Below are 15,265 nucleotides of genomic sequence, written 5' to 3' on the forward strand. Positions count from 1 at the left end.
CGGGCGCCCCCGTTACCCCATAGTCCCCCGTGACGCCCGCAGCCCCCGCTACCGCCCCGTAGCCCCCCGTTGCCCCCGCAGCTCCCGTGCCCCGTCAGCTCTCGCCGAGCGTCGGGTAGTCGGTGTAGCCCTTGTCGTCGCCGCCGAAGAACGAGGCGGGGTCCGGGGCGTTGTACGGGCCCTCGCTCTGCAGCCTGGCCGGCAGGTCCGGGTTGGCCAGGAACAGCGCGCCGAAGGCGAGGATGTCCGCGACGCCGTCCTCCACCAGGCCCAGCGCCTTGTGGTCGGTCGGGCCCTCCGTCGCCGGGTTGAGGATGAACGTGCCGCTGAACAGCTCGCGCAGCTCCAGCGTGATGTCCCGGTAGCCCGGGGTCATCTCGACGATGTGCAGATAGCCGAGGCCCAGCGGCTCCAGTGCCTCGACCAGGGCCGGGTAGGTGGCCTTCGGGTCGGTCTCGGCGATGTCGTTGTAAGGGTTTCCGGGCGAGATGCGCAGCCCGGTCCGCTCGGGGCCGATCGCCGCGGAAACGGCCTTCGTCACCTCGACGGCGAAGCGGATGCGGTTCTCGACCGAGCCGCCCCACTCATCGGTACGCAGGTTGGTGTTGTCCGCGATGAACTGGTGGATGAGGTAGCCGTTGGCGCCGTGCAGTTCCACGCCGTCGAAGCCGGCCGCGACCGCGTTGCGCGCCGCATCGACGAACTCCTCGATGACGGCGGGGATTTCGCCGGCGGCCAGCTCGCGCGGCGCGATGAAGTCCTTCGGCCCCTCTTGCGTGTAGAGCTGTCCGTCGGGGGCGACGGAGGAGGGCGCGACACTGACCCGCTCCTCGTCCGGCCAGAGCACCGGGTGGCCGATCCGCCCGGCGTGCATGATCTGCGCGAAGATCCGCGCACCCTTGGCGTGCACGGCGTCGGTGACCTTGCGCCAGGCGGCGACCTGCTCGTCGGTGTGCAGGCCGGGCGTGTTCGGGTAGCCCTGGCCCTGTACGGAGGGCTGGATGCCCTCGGTGACGATCAAGCCCGCCGAGGCGCGCTGGCTGTAGTACTCGACAGTGGACTCGGTGACCGTGAGGCCCTCGCCGAATGCGCGGCTGCGGGTCATCGGCGCCATGGCGATGCGGTTCGCGAGCCGCGTGCCGGACAGTTCAATGGGGTCGAACGCGGTGGTCATAGACGCTCCCGGAGAGTTACATGGTCGGCCAAACATTTGCGCCGGAAGCCACTGTAGCGCATTACTTGGCCGACCAATGTTATCTTCGGGTGAGTACCATCGGTATCTCAACCGGGGGTCGTACGGGCCACTGGATCGCCGCCGCGCAGAGCGCGGCACCACGGCGGACGGACATCCCCCGTCGCCGTGGGGACCTGGGCAAGGAGGCCGCGTTGTCCGCCACTCCCGGGGCACCGGAAGACCCCGCCTGTACCGCCGAGTTGCTGCCCGCGGCGGCCCGCGGCGGTCCCGTCAGCCATGCCCTATCCCGGGTCGCGCGACTCCATCGCATCGCGATGGGCAGGGTGCTCAAGGGCGCGGGCCTCTATCCCGGGCAGGAGCATCTGATGATGCGCCTGTGGGAAGCCGGTCCCCTTCGGCAGTCGGAGCTGATCAGGGCGGTCGCCCTCGATCCCTCGACGGTCACGAAGATGCTCCAGCGACTGGAGCAGACCGGGCACGTACGTCGCTGCCCCGACCCAACGGACCGGCGCGCGGTGATGGTCGAGGCCACCGACGACAGCTGCGCGCTGAACGCCGAGGTGGCAGCGGCCTGGACGAATCTGGAGGAGTACACGCTCGCCGGGCTGGACACGGACGAGCGTGCCGAGCTTGCCAGACTGCTGGCGAAGGTCGAGACGAATCTGTGCACGGAGACGGCGGACTGTCCGGAGTCGGCCGTGACCATCACGGCCGACGCGACGGCCGGTACAGGCACGGGCACGGGCCGAGGTCGCGGCGCAGGAGCCCGGACCGATCCTCAGGCGGGCGCTTCCTCCTGAACCTGCGAGGCCGGTTGGACCGGGTGGGGCCGGCCGGACCGGCGAGTGCGGCTGTCGGGCGGTTGAATCCGGCTACTCGGCGGGGGAGGCCGAATGTCGGACGGGTGAGTCCGGCTACTCGGCGGACGACTCCGACCGTTGGGCGGGTGAAACCGGCCGGATCGCGAACGACGAACGGTACGCCCGCGGGCTCGTCCCGAGCCGCGCCGCGAAGTGCTGCCGCATGGTGACCTCGCTCCCGAAGCCCGCCCGCCGGGCGACCTCGGGCATGGAGAGACCGGTCCGCTCCAGCAGCCTCTGCGCGGCCGCGATCCGCTGATCCAGCAACCAGCGCACCGGAGTTGATCCGGTCGCCGCCGCGAAGTGCCGTGCGAAGGAGCGCGGCGACATCCCGGCGCGGGCTGCGAGCCGGGGAACGGTGAGCGGCTCGTGGAGATGCCCGAGCGCGTACTCGCGTACGGCGGCCAGCGCGTCGGCGTCCGGGTCCGCGGGGGCGGCCGGATGCTCGATGAACTGCGCCTGGTTGCCGGTCCGGAACGGCGCCGTGACCATCGAACGGGCGACCGCGGCGGCGGCCTCCGCGCCGTGAACGGTACGGACGAGGTGCAGGCACAGGTCGATCCCGGCTGCCGTCCCCGCGGCCGTCCAGATGTTGCCGTCCTCGACGAACAACGCGTCCGGCTCGACCCGCACCCCCGGATGCCGCTCCCGCAGCAGGTCGATCAGATTCCAGTGCGTCAGCGCGCGACGCCCGTCGAGCAGCCCCGCCTGCGCCAGCGTGAAGGCACCGCCGCACAGCGCCGCGATGGTGGTACCCCGGGCGTGGGCACGCCGCAGCGCCTCCAGTACGGGTCCGGGCGCGGGCGTCACGTGATCATCGAGCCCCGGGACCACGATCAACTCGGCCCGCGGCAGCCAGGCCAGCGTCCGGTCCGGCGTGACCGAGAGCCCGCCGCGCATCGCCACGGGGGCAGGGTCGGCGGCGACCCGGCGCAGGTCGAAGGCGGGTACACCACGGTCGGTCCGGTCCACTCCCCACACCTCGGTGATGATGCTGACGTCGAAGGCCCGGACGCCGGGGAAGGCGAGGAGCGCGATGCGATGGGCGCGTGTCGTCGACTGGGTCACCCTGGCAGTAAACCATCGAACGCTGGCTTCCTGCCCCCTGGGGCGAGCGAGCGGACGGCGGCACGATGGACCGTATGGAGATCACAGAGAACGCGGCGCTGATAGTGGTGGACGTGCAGCAGGGCTTCGAGGAGATGGCGTCCTCGATCCCGCGCAACAATCCCGCCGCCGACGAGAACATCGCCTCCCTCATCGCGGCCTGGCAGGACACGGGCCGCCCGGTCGTCTTCGTACGGCACGACTCGACCAAGCCGGACTCGCCCCTGCGGCCGGGACAGCCGGGCAACGACTTCAAGGAGTACGTCGAGCAGCGGCGCGGCCTCGGCAAGGGCCCGGAGCTGTTCATCACCAAGACGGTGAACTCGGCCTTCTACGGCACCCCGGACCTGGACGCCTGGCTCAAGTCCTCGGGCATCACCCAGATCGCCGTCGCCGGCATCCAGACCAACATGTGCGCGGAGACCACGGCCCGCATGGGCGGAAACCTCGGCTACGACGTCCTCTTCGCCTTCGACGCCACGTACACCTTCGACCAGGCGGGCCCGTTCGGCTGGCACCTGACCGCAGACGAACTGAGCCGCGCGACCGCCGTGACGCTGCACGGAGGGGACTTCGCGAGGGTCGTGACGACGGAGGAACTGGTGACGGCCGCAGTCGCGGGCGGCTGAGCCTCGCGGAGGATTTCTCATCACCGAAATCCACTTGAGCATTCAATCGACAACCTGCCTCACCTCGGCCAAATTCCCGGAATTCAGGTGACGTTCCTCGCCTTGCGGATGCCAGTGACTTGAATGTTAAAGTCACACCACGAGCTGGCGCTCAAGCCTCAGCCCGACCGCACCGTCCCCTCCCGGGGACGCGTCAACGAGGAGATCGTCATGAAGATCTGGCAGCGCATCGCCCTGGGGGCAGCCCTCACCGCCACGGTCGGCGGCCTGACCACCGCAGGGGCCATGGCGAACGGGAAACCTTCCGGCAGCCGGCCCGACGGATTGGCCGCGGCGGCGGCGTCCCACTGGAACGAGTCCGCGAAGGTCGCGGCGAACAAGCGAGTGGTGGAGGGGTTCATGGAGGACGTCCTCAACCAGCACAACGGGAGTCACGCCGCCCGGTATCTGACCAGCGACATGCAGTGGCACGGCGGGACGGTCGGCACCGTGCCCGGCGGAGACAATGTCGCCGGGCTGATGACGAGCGTCGTGACCTCGATCCCCGACCTGCACGCCGAGGTGCAGGACATCTTCGGCCAGGGCGACAAGGTCGTCGTCCGCCTGGTGGTCACCGGCACGCTGAAGGCCCCTCTGCTGGGCATTCCCGCCACCGGGCAGTCGGTCAAGTGGGACGCGATCGACGTCTACAAGCTGCGCAACGGCAAGATCAGCGAGGAGTGGGCCGGCGAGGACTGGAGCGCGTTCCTCAACACCACCGGCACCTACAAGGCGCCCTGGATTCAGTGATCCGCACCCGACACCGGCCCGGCGCGACTACGCCGGGCCGGTGTCGTTTCAGCGTGCGGGCGAGTCGATGCGCTGGAGGATGCGCTCGGCGTCCTGGCCGAGGCGGCGCAGCCGTTCGGCCGAGAGATTGTCCACCACCAGGTGGCGTACGTAGGCGACATGAGCGGGTGCGGACGACTCGAGCTTCCGCATCCCGTCGTCCAGCAGGATGGCGTTGGTGAAGCGCCCGTCCACGGGATCGGGCTCACGCCGGACATAGCCACGGCTCTCAAGCCGCTTGACCAGGTGCGACAGGCGGGAGAGCGACGAGCTGACGTGTTCGGCCAGCTCGCTCATCCGCATCGTCCGCTCGGGCGTGTCGGCCAGGATCGCCATGGACATGTACTCGGCCATGCTCAGGCCCGCGTCGCGCTGCAGTTGCGCGTCAATGGCCCAGGGCAGCCGGGTGACCAGCCTGGCCACCGACAGCCACGACTCCAATTCGCCCGGACTCAGCCACAGGTCCGCGTGCTCGTCGGACGCCACCGACTGGTCCGTATCGCTCATCTTGGCAGCATATAACGGAACGACTCATGACTTGAACACTCAAGTCATGAGCTCATACCCGTTACGCTCCGAACTGGGCGACGAAGGCGGTGAAGGCGGCCGGGGTGAGGGCGAGGGCGGGGCCGTCGGGGACCTTGGAGTCACGAACGGCGATGGTGGCGCAGGGGGTTGAGGCGATCTCGACGCACTCGCCGCCCTGGTCGCTGCTGTACGTCGACTTGCGCCAGGCCAGGGGGCCGAGGGGCGCGCACTGGCCGCCCTGGTCGCCGCTGTAGCTGGACTTACGCCACTGAATCCCGGTCGGAACCGCGTTGCTCCCCATAGCGTTCCTCCATTACGTGCCGGATCAGCCCCGCCGAATCCTTGAGGGAGAGAGCGGCGGCCTGTAGATGATCGTAACGGAGCGAACAGTCCTTGACAGTGTCCGGGTTGGCGGTCGGATGCCCCGTCCCGTAACCCTCGGTGTAGACGATGTCCGGGTCACTCGCGAAGCGGAAGAGGGTGTAGGAACCCGTCAGCCCGGCATGAGCCCCAGCCGAGTACGGCAGCACCTGGATGTTGACTCGGGGGTTCTCCTCGAAGTCCAACAGCCGGGCCAGTTGGCCCCGCATGGTTTCCGGACCGCCCATCTCCTGGTAGAGCGCGGCTTCGCTGATGACCGCCCAGAGCACCGGCGGCTCGGCCTTGTCGAAGATGCGCTGCCGCGCCAGCCGTACGGCGGTCCGGTCGTCGAGCCTGCTGGAGTCCAGCGCGCCGAGCACGGCACGCGCGTACGCCTCGGTCTGCAGCAGCCCGTGCACCATGTGCGCCTGGAAGGTACAGATCTCGATCGCCCGAGCCTCAAGCTCAGCCACCTGCTGGAACCAAGCCGGAAGCTGACTCCTCAACACCAGCCCCACCAACCGCGACAGCAACCCCCCGGTCCCCAACGCCGCATCCGCCCGCTCGCTGAACACATCCGTCGGCAGTTTCCGAGCCGTCTCGATCTGCCCCACCAGCGACCCGGTGTAGTTGACGACGTCGCCGAACTCCTTCTGCGTGAGCCCGGCGGCCTCTCGATGCCGCCGCAGCTCGAAACCGTAGTAATCGAGCGGCGACGCGCTCGGATCGAGGACGCTGATGTTGGTCACGGACGGCCCCTCTCACCCAACTCGGCTTGCGAGCCAGTTGTGTTCGGTCGGTAGCTCAGCGTAGCGAACGGCCGCCACGATCGTCCTGTGAACGAACTCATTCCTCCCCCACCCGTCCAGTACGGCATGCGCTTCACGGTCGGCGAGCACTCGGCAGGTCATGTCCGGCGGATCGTCCGCGCCTACCTCCGCCACTGGGGCATGCCGGGCCTGACCGACCCCGTCGGCCTGGCGATCACCGAGCTGCTCGCCAATGTCCTGCGTCATGTCCCGGACCGGCACTGCGAGTTGCTGGTCCTGTGGCAGCCGTACGGCGTACGCGTGGAGGTGTCGGACAGTTCGGCCGAGCTTCCGACCGTCTCGGCGCCCGACAACGACTCGGAAGGCGGCCGAGGCCTCGTCCTGGTCGAGGCGATGACCGACGAGTGGGGTGTGGAGCCGACCGGCGGCGGCAAGACGGTGTGGTTCGAGTGCGGGACACCCAAGGAGGACGAAAGGCATTAGAGGGGTCCCGGAATGGCTTCGAAGTCACAACAACCCCTCGACACAAGGTAGTTGGGGCTTCACCATGGTGCCCCATGGCATATGCCGACGGATGAGGCATGCCGAGCCAGGGGGGGTTGCTGTGGGATACGAACGACTGCCGCGCGAGTACCGGATGAGACCGTCCCGGAGGAACACGTTCCTCGTGGTGATCGTCGTGGGCACCCTGGTCGTGATGCTGCCCATGGTGACCGCCGACGACTTACCCGCCGCGTTCAAATACCTCTTCCTCCTGGGATGGGTGGCGCTCTTCGGGTGGCTCTTCTACGCCACCCTGCGCTGCTCCACCACCGCGAACATCAAGGCGCTCGATGTACGCGGCATGATCAGGCACCGGCGCTTGGCATGGGAGGACATCCAGGACATCAGGTCGGAGTTCAGTGCGGCGGGGGCGGCGCAGAGCGGTGCGGCCAGCGTGCTGGTGCACGCGTACGACCGGAACGGCGCCAAGGTGCTGCTGCCGTTCGTCGACGACATTCATGTGAACGTCGAGCATGAACTCACGCTGCTGCTGGAGGCATGGCAGGAACTGCGCGGTGAGGACTGGGCACCCGACCCGGCGGCCGCCGTCCTCATCGACCGGCGCGATGCCCGCCAGGCGGCCCTCATGGCCGGGTTCGCCGTCGCGATGATCGCGCTCATCCCGCTGACCGTACTGATGCTGCTCCCACTCTTCGTCGACATGCCGGAGTGGCTGGAGTCGATCCTGTCACCGCTCACGGTCATGGGACTGGGACTGCCCTTGATCTTCGTACTGACCGCGCTCTCCACGTACCGCAACCGCCGGCCCAACGCCTGACATTCCGACGGCCGTGCGGACGACCCGAACGAGGGGCGGTCGCCGTCAGCGCGACAACCGCCCCTCGTTCACTGCGTGTTGCGGGGCTCAGGCCGAGGACGGGCGGTACACCGCAATGCGTGCCATCTCCACTGGAGCGGCGTACCGGTTCCAACTGGTCCATGTGGAGTTGTTCTTGATCCGCGAGTTGTACGTCCCGGTGGTGAGCTTGGGGAAGCTCACGTGACCGACCCGGTCGTCGTTGTACTGGATCTCGTGCTCCGCGGTGCCTGCGATACCGGAGGACTCCGACACGTAGCCGTCGTGGAAGGCCGACATGGTGGTCCAGTCGGTACCACCACTCATAGCGGAGTCGGGCATGGTGCTCGGGAGCGAATCGAGGAACGCGCTGCTCGGCCGCATGTCCTTGCACTGCTGCCACACGAACCTGCAGAGGCCGTCGTTGGTGCTGCCGCCGTGGGGGGTGGCGAGCGTCGCGACGTCCTCGATGTAGAGGTAATCCGGGAAGCCCGCGGCGTGGATTTTGGTGTAGTGCAGCGCGGCACGGACGACGAGACCACCCATGGAGTGGGCGACGACGTCGATCTTCTTACTCCCCTTCGAGGGCTTTGAGAAGTTGTCGTAGACGTAGTTGGCGAATGCCTGGGCCACCACCCTGATCGGCGTGTCCTTGTTGCCGGGGAACTCGTGGCTGCAGTTCGTGTTGGCTTTGTAGTAGCCGAAGGTCAGAAGGCTTCCGCGCCACCCCTTGTCCGCGAAGTGATTACGGGCGGCGGACCAGGTAGTGCGGCAGTCGTGTCCGGACTTGGTCGGATCGCCCTGGATCCCGTGCACGAAGATGACCGTGTTGGTGTTCGTGGTCGACCGGGCCGGCGCCGCACTGGCCGGCGTGACGGTGAGCACGGTGACGGCAAGTGCCAGCACCGCGGAAAGAAACAGCGTGAGCCGTCTCAGCAATCCCTGCATGAAGATCCCCCGTGATTGATGATCGATTCCGCCCAGGGCGGCCTGGTGCGAAGTTAAGGGACGGGCTGGAGAAGCACATGTCACGCGAACACGTGACAGCGCCGCCGCCCGTGGCCCTGCGGGGATGCCATGAGAGAGGCATCCCCGCAAGGTCCGGGCCCCGTCAGCCTCGGCTACGCGGAAGCAGAGGTCAGGTCGCCCACCTGTCGCAGGTGCTGGCGTTCACCCAGCGGTGCGAGCTGATGGAGTTGTTGGCCGAGTAGCCGCTGGTGAAGTAGTTGTCGGTGAGGTCTGAGGCGTAGCCCTCGTTGCGGGAGAGGCAGGTGTGGCCGCCGGTCCAGCCCGTGCCGGTTCCGTTGAAGAACTGGACCTCTTGGAAGTTGCCCTTGTTGAGGATGGACGAGGCCTTGTTGGAGTCGACGCCCCAGTCCGAGTCGTTGCCCGAGACCTTGCCGAGCTGCCCGACGCAGTCGACATAGTCGTAGGCGTACATGTAGCCGGCTGTGGCGGCCGAGTAGTTGTCGGAGCAGGTCTCGGCGGCGTGCGCGGCGGAGACGGGGACGACGGTTCCGAGAGCGGCCATGCCCAGGACGGTCAGGGTGGCGGACAGTTTTCTCATGGGTGTAACTCCTCGATCTTCTGATGGGTGGGACTCCCCGCGGCCATGACGCCACGGAAATCTTCGGTGGGGCGCCTACCGGTTTTCGAGGTTCCTGGCCCGGGAAAGGGCGGTCATCCTCAGCTGCTGATAGGTCGCGAACTCTTCGGGGTAATCACGAAGTGTCTTTTCCCTGTATTCACCTTCGAGGGAACGCGCGGTCTCCCCGAGGGAAGTTTCACGGGCGCACTCGGCCTCGGCCACAGCCAATTTCACCTCGGCGCTCTGGGCTTGGGACGCATTCATTCCCTTGACCAGAGACTCCCGTTTCTGGCGTATCTCGTCCGGGCTCCCGAAGGGGTTTCCCGACTCGTTCATGCATCGGGACCATGCCTTGACCGCGGTGACCAGGCGCTCGTCCCGGAGAATCTGCGGGACATACAGCGGAGTCAGTCCGGTCACGGTCTTCTTGACCCGGAACCAGGTCGGATAGTCGCCGTAGAGCCGCTCCTGCGCTTCGACGTGACAGCCTTCGCGTGGTGTACGGATGGTGCCGCCGGACGGCAGCCCGACGGATATGGCGTCGTCGAAATCGCCGTCGAGCGCGCGGGAGTAGCGGATGCGCTCCTGCTCGGGGAGTGCGTTGTGGTAGGTGACATTGGGGTGACTGAGGCGTGCCTTCTCGGCCGCGATGTCGAAGGGCCGGCCGTAGCCGTAACGGCGAGCCCACTCCACGTCGTCCACCACGTACGCCCCGGCCTTGCGTTCCGCGACGCTCGCCACCGGCGCCGGCCAGTACGGGTGGCCCTGACGCTCCATGCACTCCTCGACGAGTTCTTCCTCCGCGCGGTCGACCTCGACCTCCTCCGCGACGGTCAGGTCTCCGACCTTTTCACCCGGCCCGCCGACCGCCTCGCCTTTCTGCGGCCGTTCCATATCCTTCGGGTTTCCGCTCTCGGCCTCGCAGCCGGCCACCAGGCAGACGATGAGAGCCAGTGAAAGAAGGACGGAAGATTTTCCCTTCACTCGAACTTCGGATAACACCCGAGATTCCCCCTCCAACACCCGAGATTCCCCCTCGATCGGCCCGGTACCGAAGATTACGTGGCGGTCTGGGGGAAGGCATGTCACGCGAACGCGTGACAGCGCCGCCGCCCCTGCGCCGCGAGATATCGCAAGTGCCCCTGTCGGTCGCGCTCGCGTTCGTCTAAGCTCGGCAGCCGGTCTCACGGGCATGCGGAGGAAGCGTTGTGAGGAAAGCGGTCGAAATTCCCTCACTTCTCTTAGCGGAGGCGGGAATTCCTTTGGCGGAGATTCCGTGTTGACTCAGGGGCCCGCCCAGCTTCAGCTTCGGCGCAAGTCGGCGCGCCTGTCCGCTGTCCTGCGAGCGGTCAGTTCCGTCGGGGCGGCCGTGGTCGCCGTGGTCGGCCTCGCACCGCCCGCCCGCCCCGCCTGGGTGGCCGTCGCGGTCGTCGGACTGCTGGTGTGGAGCGGCCTGTTCACCGTCCTGATGTTCCGGCCGGAACATCCTCCCTGGCTCTACGCCGGTGACATCGCCGTCGTCCTGGTGCTCTGCCTGGCGCACGGCAAGCTCGTCCCGGCCGAGGTCCTGGGAGCGAGCGCGGGCAGCGGATGGGTCGACATGGTCGCCAGCACCGGCGTCTTCATCGCCCAGTTCGTGCTGCGGCAGCCCTGGGCGATGGCGGCGGCGATCGCCATCGCGGTGGCCTACGCGGTGGGCGCCCCCGGCGTACGGGAAGCCCCCGTCATCCTGGTGCTCCAGGGGCTGCTGGCCGCCGCTGTCGTGGTCCTGCTGCGGCATGGCGCGCGCAGGGCGGACCTCGCACTGTCGGGGGAGGCGTCGGCGCGGGCGTCGGCGCGAGCCCGGTCCGCCGCCCGGACCGACGAACTGGAGCAGCAGCGGCTGCTGCACGACACCGTTCTCGCGACGCTCACCATCGTGGGCACCGGCAGCATCACCCGTGACTCCGCCGCGCTGCCGGAACGGGCCGCGGCCGACCTGGCCGTCATCGAGAACCTGCGGGCGCACCCCGGCGCGGCACGCGACGCGGCGCACGACCCCGCACCGCTGGATGTCGCGCTGCGCACCCTCGTACTGACGCGCCGCGTCGGACTCCCGCCGCTGGACATCGAGTTCGACGTGCCGCCGCTGGACCTGCCGTACGAGGTCGTGGTGGCCCTCTCGCAAGGGGTCGCCGAGGCCCTGACCAATGTGGCCCAGCACGCGAACACGCACGCCGCCCGGGTCACGGCCCGGCGTGCCGGGGAGGGCGTCACCGTCGAAGTCCACGACAGCGGAAGGGGGTTCGACCCCATGACCGTCGCCTCCCACCGACGCGGACTGCGGGAATCGGTCTACGGCCGGATGCGTGCCGTGGGCGGCAGCGCCCGGGCCGAATCGTCCCCCGGCGCCGGCACCCGGGTCGTGCTGAGGTGGGAACCATGACCGCCGACGTCGTGAAGGGCATGGTCGCCACCCGTTTCGCCAAGGCCGTCAACATCGGTCTTTTGGTGATCGTCGGCGTCTGGCACCTGGGCCTGGACACCCTGCTGGTGCTCAGGGGCTGGCCGGTGTACGAGCCGAGGGCCGCCGCCGCGGGCTCCTGGCTGGCCCTCACGGTCGTCCTGACGGTCGGTGCGGTCCTCCTGCTGCGTTCGGCGCTCGGCACCCGCACCGCGCGGATGCTTGCCGGGGCGGCGCTGGTCACCGGCGTCGTCGCCACCGCCGCGTACCCGCCGGGCGAGGCGATCGGCGATGTGAGCTGGGCCGGGAACACCGTGGGCTGGTTCGGCGTACTGCTTCTGATACAGCGTCCGCTGTGGGAGCTGATCACCCTGCTCGCCGCCAACACGGCTGTCACGGTGGGCTTCCTGGCCGCCGACGGCGCACTCGACCATGTCACCGTCTCCCGCCTGCTGGCCATGATCTACACCACCGCCGGTATCCAGTTGACCTTCGCGTACCTGGCACGGCAGCTCAACGACGGTGCGAGGGAGGCCACCGAGATCGCCGCGGGACAGGCGGAGTACCTCGCCCGCGCGACCGCCGACGAGACCGTGCACGCCGAGCGCCGGCGCCGCTACGAGTACCTGCGCATCAGGGTGGAACCACTGCTGAGTGGTCTGGCGGAACGTCGACTGGACCCGGCGGACACCGTCGTACGCCAGCGTGCCGCCGTGGAGGCGGCCCGGCTGCGGAGGCTGTTCGTGGAGACGGACGACACCCCCCACCCGCTCCTGCACGAACTGCGGGCCTGCGCCGATGTCGCCGAGCGGCGTGGCGTCCGCGTGACCCTGCTGGCCTACGGCGAGCTGCCCGACCTGCCGGCCTCCGCCCGCCGCGAACTGGCCGAAGGAACCCTGCTGGTCCTCGCAACCGCAGCCACCCGAGCGCGCGTGACCGTGGTGACGACACCCGAGGACGTGGTGGTGAGCGTGGTGGCCGACGCCCCGCCGGAGACGCTCGTGGAATCGCCGGGCCCGCTCACCGTGTCCGCCGCGTACGACCAGGAGGAGGATCAGTTGTGGTGGGAAACCCGATGGCCCTTACGTCCGGCTCCCTGACCGTTGCCATCGTCGACGACCACCCTGTCGTCATCGAAGGCATCCAGACCTGGCTGTCCGAGGAGCCGCGGATCGCGGTGGGGCACACCGGCGAGACCACGGAGGTGGAGCCCGGCGTCGCGGATGTCCTCATCCTCGACCTGAATCTGCACGGCAGACTCGTCATCGACGACCTCGCCACCCTGGCCGCGGCGGGCCAACGGGTCATCGCCTTCTCGCAGTTCACCGAGCAGCACGTGGTGCTCGAATCGCTGGAGGCCGGCGCCTGCGAGTTCGTCGCGAAGAACGAAGGACGGGCCCACCTGGTGAACGCGGTACTGGCGGCGGCGGGCGACAGACCGTACGTCACGCCGACGGCCGCGGGCGTCCTCGTCGGTGACCGCGGCGCGAGCAGACCCAAGCTGTCCTCGCAGGAGCGCACCGCCCTGCTGTGGTGGTTCCAGTCCATGTCGAAGGCCTCGGTCGCCCGGCGCATGGGCGTATCGGTTCACACCGTCGACGTGTACATCCGCCGCGCGCGAGTCAAGTACGCGCAGGTCGGCAGAACCGCACCGACGAAGGCGGACATGCTGGCCCGTGCGATCGAGGACGGCTTGGTGACGCCGGACGACATCACAGGCTACGAGTCGGCGGCGGTCAGCGGGGGTTGAGCGGTTCTCCCGGTGGTGAAGGCCGTGGTGAAGGCCCTCACAGCAGCCCGAGATCCCGCGCCCGCAGCGCCGCCTGCGTACGGTCGCGCAGTGCCAGGCGGCTGAGGATGCGGGAGACGTGGTTCTTGACCGTGCCCTCGCTGAGGTACAGGCGTGCGGCGATCTCCCGGTTGGTGTGGCCGTGCGCCAGGAGCCGCAGGATGTCCGTCTCGCGCGGGCTCAACGAGACGGCGGGGGCGGCCTGTTCAACGGGGCGGGGCGACGGCAGGGCGGCCGTCAAGTGGCGGGCGACGGTCGAGTCGAGCTGGGTGACGCCCGCGTGGGCCAGGCGTACCGCTTGGGCGAGTTCCTCGGCGGGGAGATCCTTGAGCAGGTAGCCGTGGGCTCCGGCGCGCAGGGCCTGGACGACGTACTCCTCGTCGTCGAAGGTCGTCAGCATCACGACCCGGCACTCCGGCGCCCGGCCGCGCAGCACGGCCACCGCCTCGACGCCGTCCATCTCCGGCATCCGTACGTCCATGAGGACGACGTCCGGGCTCAGTTCGAGGGTCTTCGCGACGGCGTCCCGGCCGTCGACCGCCGTGCCGACGACCTGGATGCCGGGTCGGATGGACAGCAGGGAGGCGATGCCGTCGCGGATGAGCCGCTGGTCGTCGACGACCAACACCCGTACGCGCACCAGCTCTTCGTCCATGTCACCTCTTCCCTGTCACGTCTTCCCTCGTGGAACCGTCACCGTAAGCCGCGTACCCGCCCCCGGCCCGCTCTCGATGTCCACACTCCCCGCCACCAGTTGCACCCGTTCCCGCATCCCGACAAGACCGAACCCACCGACGGCCGCGTCCGGCGCGAAGCCCAGGCCGTCGTCGGACACGACCATCCGCGCCGCCTCCCCCTCCAGGCAGACCACCACCGTCACCCGCGAAGCCCGCGCGTGACGCCGCGCGTTGGTCACGCCCTCCTGCGCGGCCCGATACAACGCGGTCAACTCGGCTGCTCCGTAAGCGTTCTCGTCTCCGCTCACCTCGACGGTGACCCGCGGCGGCGTCGCTCCGTCCTCCGCGAGCCCGGCCAGCGCGACCGAGAGCGAAGGCCGCGCCGCCTCGTCGCGCAGCGCACGCACCGACTGTCGTACGTCGCCCAGCGCGAGCCGCACCGACCGGCGGGCCTCGTTCAGCGCGCGCTGGGCCGCGTCGGGGTCCAGGGCCCGGAAGTCCGAGGCCATCTCCAACTGCACGGACATCGCGGTGAGATGGTGCCCGAGGCTGTCGTGGATGTCCCGGGCCAGGCGGTTGCGTTCGGTGGCGGCGGAGAGTTCGGCGACCCGTGCGGCGTACTCCTCCAACTCACGCCGTGCACGCTGCTCGCCGACGGCCACGGCGGCCATGGAGAGCGCGAGGACCAGGCCGACGGTGAGCATCAGCAGGTCGGACACGTGCTCCAGGTCGCGATACCAGCCGGGTGCGGTCAGCACGTACACGGTGAGCAGTCCGGCCAGGCACAGGGCGCCAAGGGCGAGCGCGGTCGTGCGGCCGAAGGCGAAGTAGGCGGTGAACGGCAGCAGCACGAAAAGGACTTGGGACAGTCCCGAGGAGTCGAGGACCACGACCGCCCCGATCAGAGCGCACCGCGCGAGGAGCAACGGCAGCCGGGCCGCCCCGCCCATGCGGTGCCCGGCTGCCTCCAGGGCGAAGAGCGCCCCGATCCCGGCGACGAAGCCGGCCGTCCGCCACCACCCCGTCGGTCCGGGGCCGGCCACCGCGTAGTACAGACCGCCGACGAGCACCACGCCGTACAGCAGCGGAGCCACCCACCGCACGGGCACGAACACCGCCATAGGCACCCCCTGTCGTCGCCAGGCTAAGCGG

The 15,265-nt window shown here is 68.9% G+C and carries 18 protein-coding genes; 8 read left to right on the forward strand and 10 right to left on the reverse strand.

What is annotated here, in order from left to right; genetic code table 11:
* Positions 1-94: 94 nt before the first annotated feature.
* Positions 95-1,174 carry an alkene reductase gene (locus OG219_RS14860; protein ID WP_266826706.1) on the reverse strand — a complete coding sequence of 360 codons (1,080 nt, stop codon included), beginning with the start codon at positions 1,172-1,174 and terminating at the stop codon, positions 95-97.
* A 212-nt stretch (positions 1,175-1,386) separates the two neighbouring features.
* Between OG219_RS14860 and OG219_RS14865 the strand changes: the two genes are divergently transcribed.
* On the forward strand, positions 1,387-1,995 hold the full coding sequence (locus OG219_RS14865; protein WP_266836098.1) for a MarR family winged helix-turn-helix transcriptional regulator: 609 nt from the start codon (positions 1,387-1,389) through the stop codon (positions 1,993-1,995).
* Positions 1,996-2,109: 114 nt separating this feature from the next.
* Here OG219_RS14865 and OG219_RS14870 read toward each other — a convergent pair whose 3' ends face one another.
* Positions 2,110-3,123: a GlxA family transcriptional regulator gene (locus OG219_RS14870; RefSeq protein WP_266826708.1), complete on the reverse strand. Its 1,014-nt coding sequence runs from the start codon at positions 3,121-3,123 to the stop codon at positions 2,110-2,112.
* A gap of 74 nt (positions 3,124-3,197) precedes the next feature.
* Here OG219_RS14870 and OG219_RS14875 point away from each other — a divergent pair, with 74 nt between their 5' ends.
* Together OG219_RS14875 and OG219_RS14880 are read left to right on the forward strand one after the other, a co-directional pair.
* Positions 3,198-3,791, forward strand: a complete 594-nt coding sequence (locus OG219_RS14875; RefSeq protein WP_266826710.1) for a cysteine hydrolase family protein — start codon at positions 3,198-3,200, stop codon at positions 3,789-3,791.
* A 123-nt stretch (positions 3,792-3,914) separates the two neighbouring features.
* Entirely contained in the window at positions 3,915-4,580 is a 666-nt protein-coding gene (locus tag OG219_RS14880; RefSeq protein WP_266826712.1) for an ester cyclase, read from the forward strand.
* 48 nt (positions 4,581-4,628) lie between these two features.
* Here OG219_RS14880 and OG219_RS14885 read toward each other — a convergent pair whose 3' ends face one another.
* From OG219_RS14885 to OG219_RS14895, 3 genes are all read right to left on the reverse strand, one after another.
* Positions 4,629-5,126 carry a MarR family winged helix-turn-helix transcriptional regulator gene (locus OG219_RS14885; RefSeq protein WP_266826714.1) on the reverse strand — a complete coding sequence of 166 codons (498 nt, stop codon included), beginning with the start codon at positions 5,124-5,126 and terminating at the stop codon, positions 4,629-4,631.
* 61 nt (positions 5,127-5,187) lie between these two features.
* On the reverse strand, positions 5,188-5,448 hold the full coding sequence (locus OG219_RS14890) for a DUF397 domain-containing protein (protein ID WP_266826716.1): 261 nt from the start codon (positions 5,446-5,448) through the stop codon (positions 5,188-5,190).
* Positions 5,408-6,256, reverse strand: a complete 849-nt coding sequence (locus tag OG219_RS14895; RefSeq protein ID WP_266826718.1) for a helix-turn-helix transcriptional regulator — start codon at positions 6,254-6,256, stop codon at positions 5,408-5,410. The genes OG219_RS14890 and OG219_RS14895 overlap by 41 nt, the downstream gene beginning before the upstream one ends.
* An 87-nt stretch (positions 6,257-6,343) precedes the next feature.
* Here OG219_RS14895 and OG219_RS14900 point away from each other — a divergent pair, with 87 nt between their 5' ends.
* Together OG219_RS14900 and OG219_RS14905 are read left to right on the forward strand one after the other, a co-directional pair.
* Positions 6,344-6,760, forward strand: coding sequence for an ATP-binding protein (locus tag OG219_RS14900; protein WP_266826720.1), 417 nt, complete (start codon positions 6,344-6,346; stop codon positions 6,758-6,760).
* A 121-nt stretch (positions 6,761-6,881) separates the two neighbouring features.
* Positions 6,882-7,598 (forward strand): PH domain-containing protein, encoded by a 717-nt coding sequence (locus OG219_RS14905; RefSeq protein ID WP_266826722.1) that lies wholly within the window; start codon positions 6,882-6,884, stop codon positions 7,596-7,598.
* A gap of 87 nt (positions 7,599-7,685) precedes the next feature.
* Here the strand turns inward: OG219_RS14905 and OG219_RS14910 are convergent, their stop codons facing one another.
* From OG219_RS14910 to OG219_RS14920, 3 genes are all read right to left on the reverse strand, one after another.
* Complete coding sequence (locus tag OG219_RS14910; protein WP_266826724.1) at positions 7,686-8,564, reverse strand: triacylglycerol lipase; 879 nt, start codon at positions 8,562-8,564, stop codon at positions 7,686-7,688.
* A 190-nt stretch (positions 8,565-8,754) separates the two neighbouring features.
* A complete protein-coding gene (locus tag OG219_RS14915) occupies positions 8,755-9,183 on the reverse strand; it encodes a hypothetical protein (protein WP_266826726.1) in 429 nt (142 codons plus the stop codon).
* A 75-nt stretch (positions 9,184-9,258) separates the two neighbouring features.
* A complete protein-coding gene (locus OG219_RS14920; RefSeq protein WP_266826728.1) occupies positions 9,259-10,137 on the reverse strand; it encodes a hypothetical protein in 879 nt (292 codons plus the stop codon).
* A 343-nt stretch (positions 10,138-10,480) separates the two neighbouring features.
* On the opposite strand from OG219_RS14920, the gene OG219_RS14925 reads away from it, so the two are divergent.
* Genes OG219_RS14925 through OG219_RS14935 form a run of 3 tightly spaced genes read left to right on the forward strand, consistent with a single transcriptional unit; the run spans position 10,481 to position 13,397 of the window.
* On the forward strand, positions 10,481-11,629 hold the full coding sequence (locus OG219_RS14925; protein WP_266826730.1) for a sensor histidine kinase: 1,149 nt from the start codon (positions 10,481-10,483) through the stop codon (positions 11,627-11,629).
* Entirely contained in the window at positions 11,626-12,747 is a 1,122-nt protein-coding gene (locus OG219_RS14930) for a hypothetical protein (RefSeq protein ID WP_266826732.1), read from the forward strand. Before OG219_RS14925 ends, OG219_RS14930 begins: the two co-directional genes overlap by 4 nt.
* Positions 12,723-13,397 carry a response regulator gene (locus tag OG219_RS14935; RefSeq protein ID WP_266826734.1) on the forward strand — a complete coding sequence of 225 codons (675 nt, stop codon included), beginning with the start codon at positions 12,723-12,725 and terminating at the stop codon, positions 13,395-13,397. The genes OG219_RS14930 and OG219_RS14935 overlap by 25 nt, the downstream gene beginning before the upstream one ends.
* 37 nt (positions 13,398-13,434) lie before the next feature.
* On the opposite strand, the gene OG219_RS14940 is transcribed toward OG219_RS14935, so the two are convergent.
* Positions 13,435-14,091, reverse strand: coding sequence for a response regulator transcription factor (locus OG219_RS14940; protein ID WP_266826736.1), 657 nt, complete (start codon positions 14,089-14,091; stop codon positions 13,435-13,437).
* A gap of 15 nt (positions 14,092-14,106) precedes the next feature.
* Positions 14,107-15,234 carry a sensor histidine kinase gene (locus OG219_RS14945; RefSeq protein ID WP_266826738.1) on the reverse strand — a complete coding sequence of 376 codons (1,128 nt, stop codon included), beginning with the start codon at positions 15,232-15,234 and terminating at the stop codon, positions 14,107-14,109.
* Positions 15,235-15,265: the final 31 nt, after the last annotated feature.

It is taken from the genome of Streptomyces sp. NBC_00038, assembly GCF_026343635.1.
In the GTDB taxonomy this organism is placed as follows: domain Bacteria; phylum Actinomycetota; class Actinomycetes; order Streptomycetales; family Streptomycetaceae; genus Streptomyces.

What these genes read in the sequence shown, in the direction of transcription:
- OG219_RS14930 (WP_266826732.1), top strand. Translation starts at nt 11,626, where the DNA reads ATGACCGCCGACGTCGTGAAGGGCATGGTCGCCACCCGTTTCGCCAAG.
- OG219_RS14890 (WP_266826716.1), bottom strand. Translation starts at nt 5,448, where the DNA reads ATGGGGAGCAACGCGGTTCCGACCGGGATTCAGTGGCGTAAGTCCAGC.
- OG219_RS14940 (WP_266826736.1), bottom strand. Translation starts at nt 14,091, where the DNA reads ATGGACGAAGAGCTGGTGCGCGTACGGGTGTTGGTCGTCGACGACCAG.
- OG219_RS14915 (WP_266826726.1), bottom strand. Translation starts at nt 9,183, where the DNA reads ATGAGAAAACTGTCCGCCACCCTGACCGTCCTGGGCATGGCCGCTCTC.
- OG219_RS14910 (WP_266826724.1), bottom strand. Translation starts at nt 8,564, where the DNA reads ATGCAGGGATTGCTGAGACGGCTCACGCTGTTTCTTTCCGCGGTGCTG.
- OG219_RS14945 (WP_266826738.1), bottom strand. Translation starts at nt 15,234, where the DNA reads ATGGCGGTGTTCGTGCCCGTGCGGTGGGTGGCTCCGCTGCTGTACGGC.
- OG219_RS14935 (WP_266826734.1), top strand. Translation starts at nt 12,723, where the DNA reads ATGGCCCTTACGTCCGGCTCCCTGACCGTTGCCATCGTCGACGACCAC.
- OG219_RS14880 (WP_266826712.1), top strand. Translation starts at nt 3,915, where the DNA reads ATGTTAAAGTCACACCACGAGCTGGCGCTCAAGCCTCAGCCCGACCGC.
- OG219_RS14875 (WP_266826710.1), top strand. Translation starts at nt 3,198, where the DNA reads ATGGAGATCACAGAGAACGCGGCGCTGATAGTGGTGGACGTGCAGCAG.
- OG219_RS14860 (WP_266826706.1), bottom strand. Translation starts at nt 1,174, where the DNA reads ATGACCACCGCGTTCGACCCCATTGAACTGTCCGGCACGCGGCTCGCG.
- OG219_RS14885 (WP_266826714.1), bottom strand. Translation starts at nt 5,126, where the DNA reads ATGAGCGATACGGACCAGTCGGTGGCGTCCGACGAGCACGCGGACCTG.